The sequence below is a fragment of the Algihabitans sp. genome (assembly GCF_965226985.1).
Taxonomy (GTDB): Bacteria; Pseudomonadota; Alphaproteobacteria; order Kiloniellales; family DSM-21159; genus Algihabitans.
Genome location: NZ_OZ245712.1, coordinates 889,856 through 911,529, shown reverse-complemented (window position 1 = coordinate 911,529; position 21,674 = coordinate 889,856). Strand labels below are relative to the sequence as shown.

Below are 21,674 nucleotides of genomic sequence, written 5' to 3'. Positions count from 1 at the left end.
TCATAGCGCAGGCGGGTCGAAAAAGAGGCACCCTCGACGGGGCCGCTTTCTCCCCCCACATTGAGGGGCATTCGCGACGCGGCCCGTCGCGTTGAGAACGATGGAGAGACGATCCTGACTCCGGACTCCGGCTTTACCTGGGGCGGTGGCCCGCGCGGCGTGGGAGGGCCAGCCCTTCAGCTCCCCGGAAGCATCAAGCTTTTGCTCGGCGCGATGCTTGTGGGCCATCTCGCCCAGGCGTTACTACCCTTCGAGCAACGCCACTGGCTGGAGGTCACCTTCGCGCTCTGGATGTTTTCCGGCGGAGACTTCCTGCCGCAGCGTGCCTATTCGTTGTTGAGCTACGCCTTCCTGCACGGCGACTGGATGCATCTGATTTTCAACGCCCTCTGGATCGCCATACTGGGCAGCAAGCTGCACGAGGCTCTCGGGACCAAACGCTTTCTCGTTCTTTTCGTCGTCTCCACCGTCTTTGCCGGACTGGTCCAGGTCGCGAGCGCTTGGGGTCAGACCACCTTGACGATCGGGGCGTCCGGCTTCGTCTACGCCCTGGTCGCCTGCATGGCCTATCTCTTCGTTCTGCAACCGACGGACAGCCGGGCGGAACGCCGCAAGAAGCTGATCGTCTTCACCCTCGCCATCGCTCTCATCAACGTCGCCTTCGCCTACGCGGCGGGCGGCTTCGTGACGGCGGGCGATATCGCCTGGCAGGCCCATGCCGGCGGATTTCTAGCCGGGCTAGCGCTCTATCCGCCACTCGCGCGCTCCGCGCTCAGAACCAGGCACGGCGCAGCAGACTGAGACCGATCACGATCAAGAGGCCGAGCACCAGGAGCCGGAAGAGATCCTGCGGAACGCGCCGGCGCAAGCGCTCGCCGAGCTTGACGCCCAACAGCACCGGCGGCACCGCCGCCAGGGAGGCCAGCGCCTCGGCCCAGCCGTAGACTCCATAGACGATCAGAAGACCGTAGAGCGGCAGCGCGCCCACGAAGAAGGCCAGCCCGACGGCGGCAACGAAGGCCTCACGCGGCAGCCTGAGTGCCACCAGAAAAACCACGATCGGAGGCCCGAAGAAGTTGGACAGGCCGCCGAGCACGCCGGCGCCAAAACCAATCGGCGGCGAGAGCCAGAGTTCGCTTCGGGCCGGAAGGTGGAAGCTGGGATTGAGCAGGTTCAGGAGACCGAAGGCGATCACGGCGGAGCCGAGCACGGCGTAGAGGATCTGCTCGTCCAAGGTGACCAAAAGACTGGTACCCAGCACGACACCGGCGATCAGGGTCAGCAGCAGCGGCCAGAAGCGCCGCGCGACGTCGGGCAGTTCCCGGCTGGCAAATGCCTGGTACCCGTTCGTGATCAGAATCGGCAGCGACATGATCGCGATGGCCTGCGGCACGCCGACGAAAAAGGAGAGTGCCGGAATCGTGATCAGCGGCAGACCGATCCCGATCACGCCCTTGACGGTGCCGGCCAGGATCAGGACCGTCATCGAAACGCTCAGGAAAACCGCATCCAGCGGCAAGCCCGCCACGCGCCTAACCCTGGACCAATTGCTTCAGGGGCGTGTCTGGGTCAGCCAGCGCCCGCGGGTCGACGGCCAGGCGCCCCTCAATGATACGCTTGAGGGGCCGCCTGTCCCGCCCGGCATTGACCAGCGCTGCCGTCACGACGCTCCCGCCGACCAGTCCGAAGTGCAGGAAACTTCCGCTCTCCGGATCGCCGCGCAGCAGCTCCTGTTCTACAGGTTGTTTCAAACCGAGGAGCTGCAGGTTGATATCGTACTGATCGCTCCAGAACCACGGCAGGCCGCCGTAAGACTCAGGCCGGCTCATGATGGCCTTGACCGCCGCCTCGGGCGCACGCTCGGCATTCTCCCAGGACTCCAGCCGTAGGGAGCGGCCTAGCCAGGCATCGTCGAAGCGGCTGCAGTCCCCCACCGCATAGACAGCTCCGCCGGCATGGCAGTGACTATCGACGCGAATACCGTCGTCACAGGCCAAGCCGGCCGCCTGCGCCAGTTCAACGTTGGGCTGAGCGCCGACACCGACGATAGCGAGGTCGGCCGCCAGCCGCCGGCCGTCCGAAAGACGCAGGCCCTGCAAGCGGCCTTGTCCCTCAAAGCTTGTTACACCGACGCCCCGATGGATCGTCACACCCTCGCGCTGGTGACGCGCGGCGAGAAAATCCGCGATCTGCTCTGGCAAGGCCCGCTCGAGAAGCCGCGGCCGCGCCTCCAGCAGCGTGACCTTACAGCCGCGCGCCACAGCACTGGCGGCCAGTTCGAGACCGATAAAGCCGCCGCCGACCAGGACGACTTCGGTTCCGGCCTGCAGTCGGGTGGTCACGATCCGGGCGTCGGCTGCGGTGCGAAGGGTCATGATGCCCGGCAACTCCGCGCCCGGACAGTCGAGACGACGCGCCCGGCACCCCGTAGCCAGCACCAGAACATCCCAGTTTTCGCGACCACCGTCGGCCAAGGCGAGCCGTCGCTCCGCAAGGTCGAGCGCCGTCACCTGGCAGGCAAGCCGCAACTCCACGCCATTGGCCTCGTACCAGCCCGGCTCGTAGAGACGTCCGATCAAGGGATCAGCGCCCTTCGTCAAGACATCCTTAGACAGCGGCGGTCGCTCGTAAGGCGGATCGGTTTCCTCGCCGAGGAGAAGAATACGGTCCTGCCAGCCTTGCTTGCGCAACTGCGCGGCAGTCCGGCCGCCAGCTTGGCCGGCCCCGACGATAACAGCGGTCCGAGGTTGCGACATGACGAACAGGGGCACTCCTTCAGTTACGGTCTCACGGCCAGTTGCGGTCCTGGGGTTCTTCGGCGTCTGGCTCTCTGGCTCTCTGGCGCGATCTGGACAGAAGGTCGAAAGGAACGCAAGCACCGTGCTGGCGCCTCCACAACCGCCACGCTATGCTCACTCATTCTCGGCTTCAGGAGCGGTATCCCATGCGCCGATCGCGTTTCGCTCACCTTCTCGCAGCGGCGGTCCTGGCCGCAGGCCCACTTCTTGCCAGCACTCCCGCGGCGGCGGACGTTCTGACCCTGGCCGGAGGCCGCGAGGGCGGCCTTTGGAGTCGGATTGGGTTGGGGCTCGCGCAAGCAGCCGGAAGCGGCACGGCAGACATCACACTGGCCTACATTGCCTCGCAGGACGGTGTGACCAACGCCAAGCTGCTGAGCCAGGGCGGGATCGATCTGGCGCTGGTCCAGCGGGCCGAGTTGGCAGCCGCCCGCGCGGGGGCGCCCCCCTTCGAAACGTCGCTTCCAGGCCTCACTGCCATCGCCAGCCTGGATATGGCAGCGCCACTGCATATCCTCATGCGCCGCTCCACGGTCGATGCGCTCGACATCGAAACGGCCACCGACCTGAGCGAGGCATCCGGCCTCACCTACGGCATGATGCCTCGCGACGGTCTCTCGGCGGAAATCGGGCTGGGCGTTCTCGAAGAACTCGACATCATGGTGCCCGAGACCGAGCGGCAGGCTCGGCTGGTCTTCGCCAGCCTCCGCAGCCAGTTGATCCGTCTACGGCTTGGAGACATCGATGTATTGGTGGCCCCTATCCAGCTTGGCCATGCGGCAGTCGCCGAAGCCGCCGACTCACAAGAGCTGGTGGCGATCCCACTGGACGAACCGCTGCGAGAGGCCTTGGTGGCGCGCTTCGCGGTGATCCCCGACACCATTCCCGCGAACGCCTACAGCTTCGTCGCGAGGCCCACTGCCACCGTTGCCAGCGACCTGGTCCTGGCGGCCAGCGCAGACAGCGGGACCGAGCAGATCGAAGCCTTGACCCGGTCCATCTTCGAAAACCTCGACCAGCTGCGTGCAGTGCATCCGCGCCTGTCGGGGTTGACGGTCCAGCAGCTCGCCTCCATCGCCGATGCCACAGGGGCACCGCCTCTACATCCCGGAGCCGAGACCTACCTGAGAAACGAGGGCTTCATCCAAGAGTCGCAGAGCACCACCAACTAGAGCGCGATCGTGTCAGGTGGAAGCGTTTGGCTTCCGCCTGAGACGTGAGTCTCCCTCTAATCCTTATGACTAGAGACGATCGACGACAGCGGTCAGAGCTGTACGAACAGCTCGTCGCCCTCGACCTTTACGGTAAAGGTCTTCAGATCCTCATCGACCGGTCCTTCTTCGGCCTTGCCAGAGCGAATGTCGAAAATGCCCTGGTGCAGCGGGCACTCGACTTTCCCGTCGTCGACGTAACCGTCAGAGAGCAGAGCGAAGGCATGGGTGCAGACGTTGTGCGTTGCAAAGTACTCGCCGTCGAGATTGTAGATCGCGATGGGCGTGCCTTCGACCTCGACCCCGATCACCTCCCCATCGGTTACCTCCGACGTTTTCGCAACACTATGCCAGGCCATAGATCCCCCAACAGCTGTCGTATACACGGATCGGAATTCGGTTCAGAGACTAGAGCGCGATCTTCACAGGTGGAAGCATTTGGCTTCCACCTGTGAAGATCGCGCTCTAAACCTTTCAATGAGAGTAGCATTCACGCCTTAGGTGGGATCGCCAGAGCGATCCCACCTAAGGCGACTCTGCTCTAGATAAGCGGCGGCTCGCCCGACGCAACGGCCAGTCAACGCTCGGTGTGAATCATATCGGCGCGCCGGGCGGACAGCCGATCGCTTCAGCCGGCTGCCGACTGCTCCAGATTTTCAGCGACCCGATCCAGAAGTTGCAAAAGCTGAGCTGCTTCGGCGTCGTTCAGCCCGAGCTGGGTCGGCGCCTCCAATCGCATCTGCAGCGGCTGCAGGCGTTCTTGCAGGGATTTACCTCGGCGGGTCAGTCGGACCACCCGGCGGCGCTGATCCATGGGGTCCCGTTGGCGCTGCACGAGTCCGCGACGCTCCATCTGGGCGAGAGCGCTGACCGTCGTCGGTTCCATCGTGCCCACGCGCCTGCTGAGCTGGCGTTGAGAAATGCCGTCCTCTTGCCAGAGCGCGCAAAGGAAGTACCACGTACCGAGAGTGACCCCCTCCTCGGCCAATCTGGCCTGCAGAAGACGGTTGTAGGCACGATGAGCATCGCGCAGTTTGGACCCTACACCTTCGCGGCCCGTTCGAAGGTCCGAACCGTCGTCGGAGTCGGGAAGGGTGGAGTTCGGGGTAATGGACACCATTTTAACGGGTTTACTCTATTGTAAGTACAGAAGCAATTGCATCAAAACCATCATTGCGCGATTCAATCAAGGGTTATTAACACTTCTACGCCTGAGTGGCCGAGGTGCCATGAGGGCCTTCTGCGGATCTCAAGACAGTCATGCTTGACGCTTTTGCTCGCCGCTTCATCGACGCTCCGCTGAATGCGGCCGCACGGCGCCTGGCACGGCGCGGGGTCGAGGCGAATGCCCTGACGCTTTCCGGATTTGGCGTCGGGCTGGTCGCCGTCCCGCTGCTCGCCATCGAAGCCTACCTTCCGGCACTGGGCTGCATCCTGTTGAACCGCATCGCGGACGGCCTCGACGGTCCCTTGGCCCGAGCGCGGGGCAAGGCCAGCGATCTCGGCGGTTTCCTGGATATCGTCTGCGACTTCATCTTCTACAGTGCGGTGATCTTCGGCTTCGCGCTCGGCAAACCGGAACAGGCGCTTGCAGCCGCGTTCCTGATCTTCAGTTTCATCGGCACCGGCAGTTCGTTTCTCGCCTACGCCATCGTCGCGGCCAAACGCGGCATCACCACGGACCTACGCGGCCGGAAGTCGCTCTACTATCTTGGTGGTTTGACGGAGGGCACCGAAACCGTGGTGCTGCTGGTCGTCATCTGTCTCTTTCCCGACTGGTTCGCCTGGATCGCCTGGGGTTTCGGAACTGCCTGCTGGCTGACGACCGCCGGCCGGGTCCTGGCAGGCTGGCGCAGCTTTCGCGCATAGTGACGGAAGAGCAGGAAAGCCCCCCATGTCAGCCGAGCGACACGAAAACCCCAAAGCGCACGACTGGACCAGCTTCTACCGAGCGACGGAGGGCGGGTCACCGCGCCACACGCTGCTGACCGCACTCGCCGCGCTGGAAGACAGCGGGCGTCGAGGCTTCGCCGTCGATCTTGGCTGCGGCGCCGGGCGCGACACCTTCGAGCTGTTGAGGCGAGGCTGGCGCGTACTCGCCATCGACGGAGAGCCTGAGGCCTTACAGCGCCTGACCGCAAACGCCGAGGTCTCCGACCCGGCTCGGCTCGAAGTACGCCTCGGGCGTTTCGAGGCGCCCGAACTCACCCTGCCGCGCTGCGATCTCGTAAATGCCAGCTTTTCCCTCCCCTTCTGCGAGCCTCGGGCCTTCGACCGTCTCTGGGGCCGGATCCGGGACGCTCTGAAACCTGGTGGCTGTTTCGCCGGCCAGTTGCTGGGTCAGCGCGATAGCTGGGCTTTGCGCGACGGCGTGACCGCCTTCGACCGAACGGAGCTGCAGAGGCTCTGCGCCGGCTTCGAGGCGATGCTCTGCGAGGAAACCGAGGAGGACTCGCCAACGGCACGCGGCAAGGCGAAGCACTGGCATCTCTACCACCTGGTTCTCCGCAAACCCGAGGACGCGCCGCAATGAAGCGATCGAGACTCGGACGTCTGCTCGTGCTCCCGCTCTTGTTGGTACTGCTCTCCTGTACGGCGCCGGAGCCCGTCCCGACCGATCCCGCAACCGACCTGTTGGTCCAGATCAACGCCTACCGCGAGGCACGGGGCTTACCCGTGGTCAAACGATCGCCAAGCCTCGAAGCCGTCGCGGCCACCCACAACGCCGACATGGCGGCCCGAAGCTACTTCGCGCACGTCGCACCGGATGGCAGGTCTCTGCGGGACCGGCTGGAGACGCAGGGCTATGCCTTCCGTTTCGCGGCGGAAAATCTGGCGAGCGGACAGAGAACACCCAGGGAAGTGCTGCAAGCCTGGCAAGAAAGCCCGGGCCACGACGCCAATCTGCTGACCCCCCGCGTCACCGAGGCGGGCATCGCCTTTTCCGGCAACGCCGGCGGGACGCAGAATGGGCTGTTGTGGACTCTGGTGCTGGCGGCGCCACTGGACTGACGGTACTTCGCGGAGAGACCCGGCGTTTGCCCTGTCGGCAGGGCTCGCCGGCCTTCGATCGGACCGACAACGCGTCAGTGAGCCGCGTGAGGTTTGAGCTGGTAGGTGCCGTTCTTCATGCCTTCGAAGTAGCGCCCCACGTCCGGGTGCGACACGGGCCGCCCGCTGTCGTCCGGGACAAGGTTCTGTTCCGAGACGTAGGCGACGTAGGTCGTCTCCTCGTTCTCGGCGAAGAGGTGATAGAAGGGCTGGTCCTTGCGGGGGCGGACATCCTCGGGGATCGACAGCCACCACTCCTCGGTGTTGTTGAATTCCGGATCGACGTCGAAGATGACCCCACGGAAGGGGTAGAAGCGGTGACGCACCACTTCGCCGATCATGAATTTCGCCCGTGCCGCCGTCATGTCACCAACCCCTCCTCAAGCTCCCTATATGTCGAAGAAATGCTTCGCATTTCAACGGTCGAGCCGCCAAGTAGCACTCGGCGCCGTCCGCGACGCCGCCGACCCTTGTTACATCGGGCGGGGCTGCTATTGTGCGCCCGCTCCTATCGGCGGACGCGCCAGTCCCTCGTCGGCCTGCGGGCAGCAGCACAAGCCCGGCAGACGCCGGCAGACGAGGGAACTCCACCGAAACCCAAGCCGATCTGCGCGAAGCAGCCCTTCAAAGCCCGACACGAGGCCCAAGCGACTATGGACAAAATCAAGGTCAGTAACCCGATCATCGAGCTCGACGGTGACGAGATGACGCGCATCATCTGGGCGTTCATCAAGGACAAGCTGATCCTGCCCTACCTGGACGTCGATCTGCACTACTACGACCTTTCGGTCCAGGAACGCGACCGCACGGAAGACCAGATCACCGTCGATGCCGCCGAGGCCATCAAGACGCACCGCGTCGGCGTGAAGTGTGCGACCATCACGCCCGACGAAGACCGCGTGACGGAATTCGGCCTCAAAAAGATGTGGCGCTCGCCCAACGGGACCATCCGCAACATTCTGGGCGGTACGGTATTCCGCGAACCGATCATCTGCTCCAACGTGCCGCGCTTGGTTCCCGGCTGGACCCAGCCGATCGTGATCGGCCGCCATGCCTTCGGCGATCAGTACCGCGCCACCGATTTCAAGGTGCCCGGCCCCGGCAAGCTGACCATGACCTTCCAGCCCGAGGGCGGCGGCGAAGCCGTCGTCTACGACGTTCACGACTTCCCGTCCGGGGGCGTGGCCATGGGCATGTACAACCATGACGACTCAGTCCGGGGCTTCGCCCGCGCCTGCTTCAACTACGGCCTGCTGCGGCGCTACCCGGTCTATCTCTCGACCAAGAATACGATCCTCAAGGCCTACGACGGCCGCTTCAAGGACCTGTTCCAAGAGGTCTTCGACCAGGAGTTCGCCGACAGTTTCCGCAGCGCCGGCGTCACCTACGAACATCGCCTGATCGACGACATGGTCGCCTCGGCGATGAAGTGGAACGGCGGCTTCGTCTGGGCCTGCAAGAACTATGACGGCGACGTACAGTCGGACACCGTGGCTCAGGGCTTCGGTTCGCTCGGGCTGATGACCTCCGTGCTCATGACGCCCGACGGCAAGACGGTGGAGGCCGAGGCGGCGCACGGCACGGTCACGCGCCATTACCGCCTGCATCAGCAGGGCAAGGAAACCTCGACAAACCCCATCGCCTCGATCTTCGCCTGGACACGTGGCCTGAAGTATCGCGGCACCTTCGACGAGACTCCTGAGGTGGTGAACTTTGCGGAGAAGCTGGAACAGGTCTGCGTCGATACGGTCGAGGCCGGCTTCATGACGAAGGACTTGGCCTTGCTGATCAGCCCGGACCAGACCTGGCTAACCACCAACCAATTCCTAGATAAACTCGACGAAAACCTGCAGACGGCAATGGGATAACCGGAACGATGACGCTGTTCGCTCCCTTGACCCGAAGGCTTGCCGCGCGCAGTGCCCGCGGCATCGCCATCGCGCTCTTTACACTGACCCTCGGAGGACTCATGGCCCCCAACGACGCCAAGGCGCTCGACCCCGAAAACGCGCTCCAGCTGGAACTCGCAAACGGACCCGTCATCATCGAACTGCTGCCGGACGTTGCGCCCCAGCATGTCGAGCGGATCAAGACCCTGGCGCGCCAGGGCTTCTACGACGGGCTCAAGTGGCACCGGGTGATCGAGGGCTTCATGGCGCAAACCGGCGATCCCGGCGGCACCGGTGCCGGCGGCTCGGATCTGCCCGATCTTCAGGCCGAATTCTCGGCGGTTCCCTTCGAAGAAGGCACCTTGGGCATGGCCCGCACGCAGGACCCCAACAGCGCCAACAGCCAGTGGTTCATCGTGTTCGAACGCTCCGACTGGCTGGACAGCCAGTACACCGTCTTCGGCCAGGTGGTCGAAGGGATGGAGAACGTCCATGCCATCAAGAAGGGCGACCGCGCCGCCAACGGCCTGGTACGGGATCCCGACACCATCGTGTCGCTGCGGGTGCTGGCGGACGTTCAATAGAACGGCAAGCCAGGAAACACCGACCGACAAAAGGGGGGCCTCTGCCCCCCTTTTTTCACCGCTACCGTGAGAGGTAGGAGGTCAGCCGGCCAACGCCGCCTCGATCGCCTGTACGGCGTCGGCTGCCTTGGTCCCCTCGGGACCGCCAGCCTGGGCCATGTCCGGCCGGCCGCCGCCGCCCTTGCCGCCGATGGCCGCCGAGCCGGCGCGCACCAGATCGACGGCACTGAGGGTCGAGGTTAGATCGCTGGTTACGCCGACCACCAGAGAAGCCTTGCCCTCGTTGACGGCAATCACCGCAACGACGCCGGAGCCGACCTGCTTCTTCAGATCGTCGGCCATGGGCTTCAGGTCCTTCGGCGGCACATCCTCCAGGACCCGAGCGACCATCTTGACGCCACCGACCTCGCGCACCTCCAGGGCGGCGGCGGCACCTTCGCCGGTCGCCAGCTTCCGGCGAGTTTCGGCCAGTTCGCGTTCCAGCTTGCGGCGTTCCTCGAGCAGGCCGGCGATGCGTTCAGGCAGTTTTCCTGGGGCAACCCGCAGCGCTGCCGAAGCCTCCTCCAACAGGGCCTCCTGGCGTTCCGCCCAAGCCAGAGCCGCCTCTCCGGCCAGGGCTTCGAGACGCCGCACGCCGGACGACAGAGCCGACTCGCCGACAATCTTGAAGAACCCGATATCGCCGGTGCGCCGCACGTGGGTGCCGCCACAGAGCTCGGTGGAGAACTGCCGTTCGCTCGAGTCCGTCGCTTCGGCGCCGCCCATCGAGACGACCCGCACCTCATCGCCGTACTTTTCCCCGAACAGCGCGAGCGCACCGGCCTCGATGGCCTCGTCCGGCGTCATATAGCGGGTCAAAACCTCCGCATTGGCACGCACCCGCGCGTTGACGAGCTGTTCGACGGCCTGGATGTCGTCGGGCGACAGCGGTTTGGGTTGGCTGATGTCGAAGCGCAGACGGTCAGGAGCCACCAGGGAGCCCTTCTGCGTGACGTGTTCGCCGAGCCGGCGCCGCAAAGCTTCGTGCAGCAAATGGGTGGCGGAGTGATGGGCCCGCAACTGCGCACGGCGGGTGCCGTCGACCCGCAGTTCCAGGGCCTGGCCAAGTCTGAGGGTCCCGCGCGTCACCGTGCCATGATGGACATGCAGATCGCCGGCCTGCTTCTGGGTGTCGGAGACAGCGACCTCGATCCCGCCGCCGCCGGCCTCCGCCCCGGCGAAGAGCGCACCGCTATCGCCCATCTGGCCGCCGCTCTCGCCATAGAAAGGCGTTTGATTGAGCAGGATCTGAACGGCGGTCCCGGCCTCCGCCTGCTCGACCTCCTTGCCCTCCACGATCAGGGCCGAAACCACGCCCTCCGCGACCTCGGTATCGTAGCCTAGGAACTCGGTCGCACTCAGTCGGTCGCGCAGATCGAGCCAGAGGCCTTCGGTCGCCGCCTCGCCCGAGCCCGCCCAGGACCGCTTCGCCTGTGCCCGCTGCTGCGCCATCGCGGCATCGTAGCCGGCGATGTCGACCGCCCGATCCTGGCCGCGAAGGATGTCCTGCGTCAGGTCGAGGGGAAACCCGTAGGTATCGTAGAGCTTGAAGGCGATCTCGCCGGACAGGGGAGCGCTCTCCTCCAGCTTCTCCGTTTCTTCTTCCAACAGCTTCAGGCCGCGACCTAGGGTGTCCTTGAAGCGGTTCTCCTCAAGCTTGAGGGTCTCACCGATCAGCGCCTGGGCGCGCCCCAACTCCGGGAAGGCCGCTCCCATCTCCGCGACCAGGTCGGGCACCAGCCGATGCAGCAGGGGCTCTCGGGCGCCGAGCAGATGCGCGTGTCGCATGCCGCGCCGCATGATCCGGCGCAGGACATAGCCGCGCCCCTCGTTCGAGGGCAGCACGCCGTCGGCGATCAGGAAGGCGCTGGCCCGCAGATGATCGGCGATGACTCGGTGAGAGACCGCCTGCGGCCCATCGGCATGGACGCCGGTAGCTTCGGCCGAGGCCGAGATCAGCCGCCGCATCAGGTCGATGTCGTAGTTGTCGTGTTTGCCCTGCAGAACCGCCGCGATCCGCTCCAGCCCCATGCCCGTATCGATCGAAGGGCGGGGCAAGTTCACCCGCTCCTGCCCGGCGATCTGTTCGTACTGCATGAAGACGAGGTTCCAGATTTCGATGAAACGGTCGCCGTCTTCGTCCGGGCTGCCCGGTGGACCGCCCGGAATCCCCTCGCCGTGGTCGAAAAAGATCTCCGAGCAGGGACCGCAGGGACCGGTCTCGCCCATGGACCAGAAGTTGTCGCTCGTCGAGATACGAATGATCCGGGAGTCCGGGAGTCTCGCGATCTTGCGCCAGAGATCGAAAGCCTCCTGATCTTCGGAGAAAACCGTCACCAACAGCCGCTCTTCAGGTAGGCCGAACTCCTTGGTGACCAGATTCCAGGCAAGTTCAATCGCGACGTCCTTGAAGTAATCGCCGAACGAAAAATTGCCCAACATCTCGAAAAAAGTATGATGACGCGCCGTGTAGCCGACGTTGTCCAGGTCGTTGTGCTTACCGCCGGCGCGTACACATTTCTGAGAGGTGACGGCGCGGCTGTAGGGCCGCGTTTCCTGTCCGGTGAAAACGTTCTTGAACTGAACCATGCCGGCATTGGTGAACATCAAGGTCGGATCGTTGCGCGGCACCAGCGGCGAAGAGGTCACGGCCTCGTGGCCGTGGCCGGCGAAGTAGTCGAGAAAAGCCTTGCGAATGTCGTTGGTGCTGGTCATGGCATCTACTTGGGTTCAAAGGGCTTGGCCAACAAGCTGGAAGACTTCCAAACTCGTGGCGGGTCGGACGACAACGGACGCCGGACGGCCTCGGGTTGTAGCTTCCGCGAGGAGGACTGTCCACCGAAGCCAGCCCCGCGTGCCTGTCCGGCGGGGCGCGCGGCGCGCAACCGACAGTGCCTCAGCTTCTTAACGGTTCCGAAGACATCCTCATGCTTCAAGCCCCGCTCTTTAAGTCGTCATCCAAGGAGTTTAGAGTGACGCCTATGCACTCGTATCGCGATTCCCGCCGGCGCTTCGGCAGACTCTTCGCCCTGGCGCCGCTTCTTTTTGCTTGGTTCGCCATGGGCTCGGCCCAGGCACAGGACCAGCCGCAGCCGGAAACCGAGACGTTCCAGGACTGGACGCTGGCCTGTATCCAGTTGGACGACGGCAGCAGAAGCTGCCGCATGCTGCAGAACGTCGGCAACGAGGAAGGCCAGGTGGTCATGCAGGCCGCCGTCATCCTGCTACCCGACGGCAATCCCGGGCTGCTGCTCAACCTTCCGCTCGGGGTATGGATCGCGGACGGCGTCAGCATACAGATCGACGGTGGCGAGCAGCTGGTCGTGCCCTACGCACGCTGCCTTCCGGCGCCCGATCAGTGCCGCGTCGAGCTGATTTTGGACGAAACCCGTTTGGGTCAGCTCCGCGCGGGCACGCAGGTCAACGTCACCTTCTACGATCCTCGCCAGCAACCGATCCGGGCCCGCATTTCCCTACTTGGCTTCACGGCCGCGTTCAACGGCCTGACAAGCTAACGCTTAGCTCGTTACTGACTTTCGAAAGCAGACCGCATCGGCAAACGATCGGGCCAAACGATCGGCGCAAGATGTTCACCAAAGCACTGCGGCCCTCCGGACTCGGACAAAGTCCAAAGGGCCGCAGACTTTTCCGTTGAGACCGACGTTAGCTTTCGGTGGAAGCGTCAGGAGCTGCCTCTCCAGGCCCCTCCAGCATGGCATCGGCCACCAGACCGGCATTGGCGCGGACCGCATGCTCGATCTTGTCCGCGATCTCCGGATTTTCCTTGAGGAAGGTCTTGGCGTTCTCCCGGCCCTGGCCGATCCGCTGACCGTCGGCGGAAAACCAAGCCCCGGACTTCTCCACGACGCCGGCCTGAACGCCCAGGTCGAGCAGCTCGCCCGTCTTGGAAATCCCCTGCCCGTACATGATATCGAACTCGACGACGCGGAACGGCGGAGCCAGCTTGTTCTTGACCACCTTCACCCGTGTCTGATTGCCGACGACGGTATCCCGGTCCTTGATCGCACCGATCCGCCGAATGTCGAGGCGAACCGAGGAGTAGAACTTCAGGGCGTTGCCGCCGGAGGTCGTCTCGGGGCTACCGAACATGACGCCGATCTTCATGCGGATCTGGTTGATGAAGATCACGAGGGTATGGGACTTCGAGATCGAGGAGGTCAGCTTGCGCAAGGCCTGGCTCATCAGCCGCGCCTGCAGTCCGGGCATCTGATCGCCCATCTCGCCTTCCAGTTCGGCACGCGGCACGAGCGCCGCAACGGAGTCGATCACCAGCACGTCGACCGCGCCCGAGCGCACCAGCGTATCGGCAATCTCCAAAGCCTGTTCGCCGGCATCGGGCTGGCTGATCAGCAGCTCGTCGATATCGACGCCAAGTTTCGTCGCGTAACTCGGATCCAAGGCGTGCTCGGCATCGACGAAAGCCGCCGTTCCACCGGCCTTCTGAGCTTCGGCGGCGATGTGCAGCGCCAGCGTGGTCTTGCCCGAGGACTCAGGTCCGTAGATTTCGACGATGCGCCCACGGGGGACGCCGCCGATCCCGAGCGCGATGTCCAAGCCCAGGGAACCCGTCGAAATGGTCGCAATCTCGACCACCTCACGCTGACCGAGCTTCATGACGGAGCCCTTGCCAAAGGCTCGCTCGATCTGGCTGAGGGCCTGATCCAGTGCTTTCGTTTTGTCCACTTTATCCCCGTCGATCAATCGCAAAGCCGACTGGCTCATCGCATTCGCTCCCTTATCCCACGCCGAGGTAGGCGCCGCAATTGAAGCGCGAATGTACCCGTCTTGTTCCTATTTTGCAATCAAGAACATGATCGAAAAGAGAACAAACTTCGCCCAAGACGGGATCGATACGGAGGGTTGCAGAGAGGTGGCCGGCCGTTGCAGGTGGCGACTCCGCAGCCGTCAAACTGCAACTCTTGCCCAGGATAGCCTCTGAAGAACTGGCCTTCGTTCTCCGGTCGATGACGTAAGTCGCGCAGTTATCAGCCGGGTAGAGCGCGGCGCATCAGGATCGCATGCGGCCGTTCGCTTTCCAGCACGAAACGGGAGTTCTGTTCCAGGAACTCGCAGGTCGCCTTGCGGCATCCCTGGTAGTCGTTGAAGTCGTCGACGAGGATGGCGCCCTGCGGCGCCACATGATCAGCGATCCCCTCCAGACAGAACTTGACCGGCTCGTACCAGTCGCAATCGACGTGCGCCAACGCGATCCGATCCTGCGGCGTCAGCGACAAGGTTTCTTCGAAGAGGCCTTTGTGGAGGACGATCCTTTCGCCGTCGACGGTCAGCCCGCAGTCGGCAAAGTTCTGGACGACCTTGCCGTAAAGATCCTCCACGTAGCCATAGTAGTCGTCGCCTTCGATCCCTTCGGATCGCCCCGCCTCGATCACCGCGTAGCGATCGTGGCTGTCGCGCTCGTCCTGCTCGGAGGGCGGGGGTATCGTCCCGAAGACATCGAAACCGTGGTAGCAGCGCGCCCGCATCTTGCTCGCCATGATGATCGAGGAGCCGCCAAGCGCGATCCCAAACTCGTAGAAGTCGCCGGCGATGCCATCCCGATTCACGCGATCGATATGGCGCGTGAGGCTGTAGAGCTTCGAGGTCGCCAGATAGGTGAGTCGCCGTTGCTGAACCTGCTTCGCGATCGGGTCGAGCCGATGGCTCATCCACTCGTTTTCCAAGCGGCGCTTCGCTCGCCGATAGCCTGCCGCAAGCATCCCCATCGGTACCGTCCCGCGTTTATCAAGCCTGCAACGATGGTGCCCGCCGGCGACGTGAGGGGCGGACAAGAAGTGAGAAACAAACTTGGGGCTGGAAAGAAGCGAAAAAGCGGGTTGAGCCAAGAAAGAGGGTTCGGAGCCGGGCCGCAACGTCAGGCGCTTCCCTCGCCCATGACCTCCTTCACCTTGCCGGCCAGTTGCTTGAGGGTGAAGGGTTTGGGCAGAAAGTGAATTCCCTCCTCCTCACCGACCCGCTGACGGAAGCTGTCCTCGGCATAGCCGGAAATGAAGATCACCTTGAGTTTCGGACGATCCTGCCGCACTTCGCGCACCAGGCTGGGACCGTCGAGACGCGGCATCACGACATCCGTGACAAGCAGATCGAGCTCCGAGAGGCTATGATCGTTGCGCAGCATGTCCAAAGCCGCCTCCCCGGAGCGGGCCTCGTGGACTTCGTACCCTTTGTTGCGCAGCGCGCGCGCCGAGAAGGAGCGCACCGCGTCCTCGTCTTCGACCAGCAGCACGCTGCCGATCCCCGTGAGATCCCGCGCATCCCGGACCTCGGGCTCGACCATCGCCTCGCCCCGGCGCAGATGCCGTGGCAGGTAGATCGTGAAGGTCGTGCCGGCGTCAAGTTCGGAATCGACGACGATAAAGCCGCCGGTCTGCTTGACGATGCCGTAAACCGTTGAGAGTCCGAGACCGGTGCCTTCGCCGACCTCCTTGGTCGAGAAGAAGGGGTCGAAGATCCGGTCCAAGTGCTGCTGGGAGATACCGCAGCCACTGTCGCTGACCTCGATCACGACGTACTCGCCGGCCGCAACCTCCTCGCCCTTGCGTCTCTGCGGTGTCTCGAAGGCCGCGTTGTAGGTGCGAATGATCAGGCGGCCTCCCCCCGACATCGCATCCCGGGCGTTGACGGCGAGATTGATGATGACCTGCTCCAACTGGCCCTGATCAGCCCGCACCTGGCCGAGATCGCGACCGTGAACCATGTCCAGTTCGATGGTTTCGCCGATCAGCCGACGAAGCAGATGACTGAGTTCGGCCAGAATGTCGGTAACGTTGAGCATGCGCGGCTGCAGGGTCTGCTGCCGTGAGAAGGCGAGCAACTGCCGGACGAGGTTGGCTGCCCGGTTGGCGTTCTGCTTGATCTGCATGATGTCGGCGAAGGATTGGTCGCCCGGCCTGTGGCGTAGCAGGAGCAGGTCCGAAAAGCCAATCATCGCGGTCAGCAGATTGTTGAAGTCGTGAGCAATGCCGCCGGCGAGCTGCCCGACCGCCTGCATCTTCTGGGACTGCGCGAACTGAACCTCCAGCGCCTTCTGCTCGGTGGTATCGAGCAGATGACAGACGAACCCGCTGGGCTTGCCCGCGCCGTCGTCGATCACGCTGACGGACAGCGTACAGAGCAACTCCCGGGCGCCGCGCAAGCTTAGGTCGGCGGACTGACCGACGCCCTCGGCACTGGCGCGCAGCGTCTCGCGCAGAAGCGCGCGTTCCTCCTCCGCCACCCAACGGCCCAGGGGCTGGCCGATGACGTCTTGCCCCTTGAGTCCAAGCAAAGTCTCGAAGGCCGGATTGCATTCCCGCAAGCGCCCGCCGCGATCCAACTCGACGATGGCGATGGGAGCCTCATCGAAAAAGCGCTTGAAACGGCGCTCGGAGTCCGCGAGCGCCTCGGCCGCCGCGCGCTCGCGCGTCAGATGGCGTACCACCGACCGCGTGCGCAATGCGCCGCCTTCTTCCTCGTCGGCCGCCACCGCCTGCACGATCAAGGCCTCGAAAACCTCCCCATCGGCACCGCGCAGCTTGACTTCGATCTGATCGTCAAGCTCGGCGACCGGAGCATAGTCCGGCGTGCCCGGCTGCGGCGCTTCGGCCAAAACCTCGTGCAAAGCCGCGCCGGCGACCAGTTCTTCGGGGGAACGACCGAGCCACTCGGCGAGGGTATGGTTCACGAAGCGAAAGCGGCCTTGCCCATCAACCGAATAGAAGCCGATCGGCGCGCGCTCGAACAGGTCGACCAGACGCCGCTGCTCGGCCTGAATCGTGCTCTCCATCTGCCGGCGTGTTGTGATGTCGGAAACCTGCCAGAGCAGAGCGCCGCGCGGCATGCCGGCCGGCCAGACACTGACCTCGACCCAGACCTCGCCGGGGTCCAACGCCGTTCCCCGCAGCCTCAATTCGGCCGTGCCGCCGGCACCGTTGCGCGCGTTCGTGGCCAGACGCGCGAGCGCCTCCGCGCTGCTCTCCTCATCATCGGCCGAAGTTCGACGCGCGACGGCCAGCCGATCGGCCAGAACTGCATCGAGCGGGCGCATACGACCGTCGCAGAAAGCGGCGCAAGAGGCGTTGGCGTGCAGGATATGCCCCTGCGCGTCGAGCAGCTGGTGAGGCTCCGGCAAGGTATCGAGCAGAGCATGCAACCGCATTTGTGCTTGCCGACAGCGCCAGACGTAGAACGCGGCGGCAAGACCTGCCGACACAGCCAAGCCAGATACGATCTGCCAGATCAGCAGCGTGCCCATTCAACCGTCCCATACTCTTCGGACCGCCGTTGCAAAAGAGTCGCAACGCAGCCCTCGACAAAGCTATCATAGACCGTCTCGATACCTTCGAAACAAAGCCGAGCGCGGGGTCGCGGGGACCCGTCGGAAGTCCGTCCTACGGGCATCCAATTCGCGGCCGCTAGTTTCGCCGTTTACCCTTCAGCCGCATGACGTAACCGATGATTTGCGCCACCGCCTTGTAGTGCTCCGGCGGCACTTCCTGGTCCAGGTCGACAGAGTCATAGAGGGCGCGCGCCAGAGGTTTGTTCTCGACCAAGGGAATGTCGTGGTCCTTCGCGACCTCGCGAATGCGCAGCGCCAGATGATCCACGCCTTTGGCGACCACCCTGGGGGCCGCCATCGCATCCATTTCGTACTTTAGGGCAATGGCGAAGTGCGTGGGGTTGGTGATCACGACGTCGGCCTTCGGCACCTCTGCCATCATCCTGCCCCGGGCACGTTCCTGTCGGATCTGGCGCAGGCGCGCCTTCACCATGGGGTCGCCCTCGGTCTGCTTGAACTCGTCCTTCACTTCCTGGCGGGTCATCCGCAGCTTCTTGATGTGCTGAAAGCGTTGGAAGGCGAAGTCGAGCGCGGCGATCACGGTCATCATGGCTAGGACGGCGATCAACACGATCAGCGCCGTTTCCTGCAGAACCTCCAGCAGGGCCGTCATTTCCATCTGCGCCAGTTCGTTCAGCTGCTCCCGCTTCGGCCAGATCGCCAGAATGACGACACCCGCAACCAGCGAGATCTTGAGAACGCCCTTGACGAACTCCATTAGCGACTTGCTGGAGAACTGCCGCTTGAATCCCTCGAGAACCGAGATCTTCGAGAGCTTCGGCTTCAACGACTCGGCCGAGAAGAGCAGACCGGTCTGCAACACGGTACCGCCGAGCGCGGCGGCGACGACCAACAGCACGACGGGAAGCAGGGCGAGCCCGAGACTCAGCAGGATATCGATCAGGACCTGCCGGCTGCCGTCGTCCGAAAGATCGATCAGATGCGGACGCTCGATAACGAAGACAAGCGACTGCGAGATCGAGGTCGCCAACCAGGGACCGAAGACGCCGGCAATGAAGGCGAAGGCCAGGATCATGAACCAATGGGTCAGTTCCTGGGACTTCGCAACCTCGCCCTTCTCGCGGGATTCGCGTAGCCGTTTCGGGGTCGGGTCTTCGGTTTTTTGGGAGTCGTCTTCGCCCTGGTCGGACATGGTCTAGCCGATCCTCCCGCGCGTCATGACAGGAGAAGCTCGACCACGGTCGACTCGAAACCGGTGATGAACACACTCATCATGACCGGCAAGGCGAGCGCCATGACCGCCAGCCCCATCGCGATCTGCAGGGGCATGGCGACGAAGAAGATCTGCATCTGCGGCATCAGGCGCGCCAGCAGACCGAGACCCAGGTTGAGGACTCCGGCGACCACGATGAAGGGAGCCGCGATTTGGCAGCCCAGCAGGAAAGCCTGCGCCACGACCCTTGAGATCACGTCGGAGAAATCGCCGATTGGCAGCGGTTGGCCGGGCGGAAAGAGCATGTAGGAGTCGATGACCGCCATCAGGAGCAGGTGATGCAGATCGAGGGCGAAGATCAAAAGCAGGGCGATCAGGTTCAGGAACGACCCGGTGATCGAGCCTTGCTGCGCCGACGAGGGGTCCATGACCAAGGCATTGGCCATCGAGGTGGAGAAAGCGATGATCATGCCGCCCGTCACCAGTGCGCTCATCAGCAGACGCGCGACGGTGCCGAGAAACAGCCCGACCACCAGCTCGCCGAGGATCAGCAGGAACATCAGGGCGACCGATTGCGGCAGGGCCGGCAGACCCGGCGAGGTGATCGGGAAAGCCACGAGCGAGACCATCAGGGCCAGCATCAAGCGGCTGCGGGGCGTGATGAAAGGCTCCCCGATCCCGGGCAGCACCATCATGGCCGCGCCGATCCGCACGAAAACCAACAGCAGTCCGAAGACATGAGCCGGCAGCAAGGCCTCGAACAGCGGCGTTTCGAGCATGGCCGGGCGCTAGCCGAGAGACACGATGCGGTCCATCAGCGTGACCGTGAATTCGCTGAGCACCGTCAGCATGAAAGGAGCCAGTCCCATAAGCGCAATAAAGAGGGCCAGGATCTTCGGCACGAAGGAGAGCGTCATCTCCTGCATCTGGGTAAGGGCCTGAAACAGCGAAATGACCAGGCCGATGATCAAGGCGATGACCAAGGCCGGCCCACCGACCTTCAGCGAAACCCAAAGGGCCTCGCGAGAGACCTCGATCACATCGACCGCTTCCATCAGATGACTGCCAGACCACCTTGCCCCAGACCGAAACCGCTTTCCTCATCACACCTGGAAGCGGCTTGACTAGATCGGCATCCGCAAGATGTCCTGATAGGCCTGGACGGCACGATCGCGCAGGGTCACGACGGTCTGCAAGGTCATCTCCGCCTTGCTGACGGCCACGACCACATCATTGATATCGGCCTGTCCGGCCGCCGCCTTAAGGCTCGCAGTCTCGCCTTGCTGCAAACGATCCTGAGCCCCTTCGGCCGCATCGCGCACCATGGCGGCGAAATCGGGGCCGCTGCCTGCCGTCGCCGCCAAGCCGTCGCCATTGGCGGTCCCGCCGTCGAGCGGGCGCTGTTGAGCCCGCTGATAAGCGGTCAGCGCTTCGGTAAGATTCACGCTCATCGCTCGACTTCGACGAACCGGCTCGCCCGGCTCGCCCCTCTCTCAAAGATCCCGCCCCTCCTGGACCGGGTGGCGGTCGCCATCATGGCAACCGGTCGCGCTCTAGCGCAGAATTGCGATCGTTTGCTCCAGCATGGCGCGCGAAGACTGAATCACTCTCAAATTCGCTTCGTAGGACCGCTGCGCCTCGCGCATGTCCGACATCTCGATCAGCGAGTTCACGTTCGGCATCAGGACGTATCCCTCCGCGTCGGCGGCGGGATGGCCGGGGTTATAGCGCCGGCTGAAGTCCGACTCGTCGACGCCCACGTCCTTCACCTTGACCAGCTCGGCGTCCAGCGCCCGATCGAGTTCGTTGGTGAAGGTTACCATCTTGCGGCGATAAGGCTCGGCACCCGGCGTCTGCCCGGTCGAGCTGGCGTTGGCGATGTTCTCCGAGATGATCCTCAGGCGCGTTCCCTGGGCGCGCATTCCCGAGGCCGAGATATCCAGCGTCTTATAGAGGTCCATGGTTTGATTACCGTCCCTGTCCAGTCACGCCTCAGCCGCCGCGTCCGAGCGCGGTCGAGTACATCCGGAGATGCTTGCTGTAGAGATTTGTCATTGTCTGATAGTCGACCTGCGTCTGCTGCACCTTGACGAGTTGTTCTTCCAGAACGACAGCGTTGCCCGAGGGCGCGGTCTCATAGCGCTCACGCGGCTGATGCTCGCGCGCCGGACCGTCGGCCGCACTGGCCGGCGTCATGTGCTCCGGATTCGTGCGGCGCGGCTGCAGAATGGCGAGCTGCCCGCGGATCATGCGCTCGAACGGGCCCTCGCGCAGGTCTCTCGGCTTGAAGCCCGGCGTATCGGCGTTGGCAACGTTCTCCGAAAGCACCTTCTGGCGCTGGGCAAGCCAGTCCATCTTGCGCGCCATCACGTCAAAAAGACCGGGGCGTTCCGCCACAGGCAGGACCTCCAAAAACGGCCATGTCGACGCGCAAAAACTCCGGAGAGCGCCAACGAGTTAGCCGTGAATGTCGGCCACCGCTTGTTAATATCTAGTAAAGCAGGTTAAATCGCAGTGATCCGGGCGGATCAAAACTGGATAAGACTCGAGTTGACGGCAGGAAGTCTCAGCG

Annotated in this window: 23 protein-coding genes; 8 read left to right on the top strand and 15 right to left on the bottom strand. The window is 63.7% G+C overall.

Annotation, left to right across the window (positions count from 1 at the left end; all coding sequences use genetic code 11):
- Positions 1 to 201: 201 nt before the first annotated feature.
- Positions 202 to 801 carry a rhomboid family intramembrane serine protease gene (locus ACO054_RS04020; protein WP_421709160.1) on the top strand — a complete coding sequence of 200 codons (600 nt, stop codon included), beginning with the start codon at positions 202 to 204 and terminating at the stop codon, positions 799 to 801.
- On the opposite strand, the gene ACO054_RS04015 is transcribed toward ACO054_RS04020, so the two are convergent.
- A complete protein-coding gene (locus ACO054_RS04015; protein WP_421709159.1) occupies positions 773 to 1,528 on the bottom strand; it encodes a sulfite exporter TauE/SafE family protein in 756 nt (251 codons plus the stop codon). The genes ACO054_RS04020 and ACO054_RS04015 overlap by 29 nt on opposite strands.
- A 4-nt stretch (positions 1,529 to 1,532) precedes the next feature.
- A complete protein-coding gene (locus tag ACO054_RS04010) occupies positions 1,533 to 2,756 on the bottom strand; it encodes an NAD(P)/FAD-dependent oxidoreductase (RefSeq protein WP_421709158.1) in 1,224 nt (407 codons plus the stop codon).
- A 188-nt stretch (positions 2,757 to 2,944) separates the two neighbouring features.
- On the opposite strand from ACO054_RS04010, the gene ACO054_RS04005 reads away from it, so the two are divergent.
- Positions 2,945 to 3,970: a TAXI family TRAP transporter solute-binding subunit gene (locus ACO054_RS04005; RefSeq protein WP_421709157.1), complete on the top strand. Its 1,026-nt coding sequence runs from the start codon at positions 2,945 to 2,947 to the stop codon at positions 3,968 to 3,970.
- 92 nt (positions 3,971 to 4,062) lie between these two features.
- Here ACO054_RS04005 and ACO054_RS04000 read toward each other — a convergent pair whose 3' ends face one another.
- Together ACO054_RS04000 and ACO054_RS03995 are read right to left on the bottom strand one after the other, a co-directional pair.
- Positions 4,063 to 4,368, bottom strand: a complete 306-nt coding sequence (locus ACO054_RS04000) for a non-heme iron oxygenase ferredoxin subunit (RefSeq protein WP_421709156.1) — start codon at positions 4,366 to 4,368, stop codon at positions 4,063 to 4,065.
- 269 nt (positions 4,369 to 4,637) lie between these two features.
- Positions 4,638 to 5,129: a MarR family winged helix-turn-helix transcriptional regulator gene (locus ACO054_RS03995; protein ID WP_421709155.1), complete on the bottom strand. Its 492-nt coding sequence runs from the start codon at positions 5,127 to 5,129 to the stop codon at positions 4,638 to 4,640.
- Positions 5,130 to 5,269: 140 nt separating this feature from the next.
- Here ACO054_RS03995 and ACO054_RS03990 point away from each other — a divergent pair, with 140 nt between their 5' ends.
- From ACO054_RS03990 to ACO054_RS03980, 3 genes are read left to right on the top strand one after another with little or no spacing between them, the layout of a single operon-like run.
- A complete protein-coding gene (locus ACO054_RS03990) occupies positions 5,270 to 5,878 on the top strand; it encodes a CDP-alcohol phosphatidyltransferase family protein (protein ID WP_421709154.1) in 609 nt (202 codons plus the stop codon).
- 25 nt (positions 5,879 to 5,903) lie between these two features.
- The gene (locus ACO054_RS03985) at positions 5,904 to 6,542 is read left to right on the top strand and encodes a class I SAM-dependent methyltransferase (protein WP_421709153.1); all 639 of its coding nucleotides are present in this window, start codon (positions 5,904 to 5,906) and stop codon (positions 6,540 to 6,542) included.
- Positions 6,539 to 7,021 carry a CAP domain-containing protein gene (locus tag ACO054_RS03980; protein WP_421709152.1) on the top strand — a complete coding sequence of 161 codons (483 nt, stop codon included), beginning with the start codon at positions 6,539 to 6,541 and terminating at the stop codon, positions 7,019 to 7,021. Before ACO054_RS03985 ends, ACO054_RS03980 begins: the two co-directional genes overlap by 4 nt.
- 74 nt (positions 7,022 to 7,095) lie before the next feature.
- Here ACO054_RS03980 and hspQ read toward each other — a convergent pair whose 3' ends face one another.
- Complete coding sequence (gene hspQ, locus ACO054_RS03975) at positions 7,096 to 7,425, bottom strand: heat shock protein HspQ (RefSeq protein WP_421709151.1); 330 nt, start codon at positions 7,423 to 7,425, stop codon at positions 7,096 to 7,098.
- A 288-nt stretch (positions 7,426 to 7,713) separates the two neighbouring features.
- On the opposite strand from hspQ, the gene ACO054_RS03970 reads away from it, so the two are divergent.
- On the top strand, positions 7,714 to 8,928 hold the full coding sequence (locus ACO054_RS03970; protein WP_421709150.1) for an NADP-dependent isocitrate dehydrogenase: 1,215 nt from the start codon (positions 7,714 to 7,716) through the stop codon (positions 8,926 to 8,928).
- 8 nt (positions 8,929 to 8,936) lie between these two features.
- Positions 8,937 to 9,533, top strand: a complete 597-nt coding sequence (locus ACO054_RS03965) for a peptidylprolyl isomerase (RefSeq protein ID WP_421709149.1) — start codon at positions 8,937 to 8,939, stop codon at positions 9,531 to 9,533.
- 81 nt (positions 9,534 to 9,614) lie between these two features.
- Here the strand turns inward: ACO054_RS03965 and alaS are convergent, their stop codons facing one another.
- Positions 9,615 to 12,287 carry an alanine--tRNA ligase gene (gene alaS / locus ACO054_RS03960; protein WP_421709148.1) on the bottom strand — a complete coding sequence of 891 codons (2,673 nt, stop codon included), beginning with the start codon at positions 12,285 to 12,287 and terminating at the stop codon, positions 9,615 to 9,617.
- A gap of 266 nt (positions 12,288 to 12,553) precedes the next feature.
- On the opposite strand from alaS, the gene ACO054_RS03955 reads away from it, so the two are divergent.
- Positions 12,554 to 13,087: an invasion associated locus B family protein gene (locus ACO054_RS03955; RefSeq protein ID WP_421709147.1), complete on the top strand. Its 534-nt coding sequence runs from the start codon at positions 12,554 to 12,556 to the stop codon at positions 13,085 to 13,087.
- Positions 13,088 to 13,235: 148 nt separating this feature from the next.
- Here the strand turns inward: ACO054_RS03955 and recA are convergent, their stop codons facing one another.
- The 9 genes from recA to flgB form a co-directional block, all read right to left on the bottom strand.
- Positions 13,236 to 14,315, bottom strand: a complete 1,080-nt coding sequence (gene recA / locus ACO054_RS03950; protein WP_421709146.1) for a recombinase RecA — start codon at positions 14,313 to 14,315, stop codon at positions 13,236 to 13,238.
- 263 nt (positions 14,316 to 14,578) lie between these two features.
- On the bottom strand, positions 14,579 to 15,259 hold the full coding sequence (locus ACO054_RS03945) for a TylF/MycF/NovP-related O-methyltransferase (RefSeq protein WP_421709145.1): 681 nt from the start codon (positions 15,257 to 15,259) through the stop codon (positions 14,579 to 14,581).
- A 206-nt stretch (positions 15,260 to 15,465) separates the two neighbouring features.
- Positions 15,466 to 17,844: a PAS domain-containing hybrid sensor histidine kinase/response regulator gene (locus ACO054_RS03940; RefSeq protein ID WP_421709144.1), complete on the bottom strand. Its 2,379-nt coding sequence runs from the start codon at positions 17,842 to 17,844 to the stop codon at positions 15,466 to 15,468.
- A gap of 160 nt (positions 17,845 to 18,004) precedes the next feature.
- Positions 18,005 to 19,081: a flagellar biosynthesis protein FlhB gene (gene flhB, locus ACO054_RS03935; RefSeq protein WP_421709143.1), complete on the bottom strand. Its 1,077-nt coding sequence runs from the start codon at positions 19,079 to 19,081 to the stop codon at positions 18,005 to 18,007.
- Between the two features lie 23 nt (positions 19,082 to 19,104).
- Complete coding sequence (gene fliR, locus ACO054_RS03930; RefSeq protein WP_421709142.1) at positions 19,105 to 19,881, bottom strand: flagellar biosynthetic protein FliR; 777 nt, start codon at positions 19,879 to 19,881, stop codon at positions 19,105 to 19,107.
- 9 nt (positions 19,882 to 19,890) lie between these two features.
- Complete coding sequence (fliQ, locus tag ACO054_RS03925; protein WP_421709141.1) at positions 19,891 to 20,157, bottom strand: flagellar biosynthesis protein FliQ; 267 nt, start codon at positions 20,155 to 20,157, stop codon at positions 19,891 to 19,893.
- A gap of 69 nt (positions 20,158 to 20,226) precedes the next feature.
- Positions 20,227 to 20,553 (bottom strand): flagellar hook-basal body complex protein FliE, encoded by a 327-nt coding sequence (fliE, locus tag ACO054_RS03920; RefSeq protein ID WP_421709140.1) that lies wholly within the window; start codon positions 20,551 to 20,553, stop codon positions 20,227 to 20,229.
- Between the two features lie 102 nt (positions 20,554 to 20,655).
- Entirely contained in the window at positions 20,656 to 21,063 is a 408-nt protein-coding gene (flgC, locus tag ACO054_RS03915; protein WP_421709139.1) for a flagellar basal body rod protein FlgC, read from the bottom strand.
- Between the two features lie 31 nt (positions 21,064 to 21,094).
- Positions 21,095 to 21,499 (bottom strand): flagellar basal body rod protein FlgB, encoded by a 405-nt coding sequence (flgB, locus tag ACO054_RS03910; RefSeq protein ID WP_421709138.1) that lies wholly within the window; start codon positions 21,497 to 21,499, stop codon positions 21,095 to 21,097.
- Positions 21,500 to 21,674: the final 175 nt, after the last annotated feature.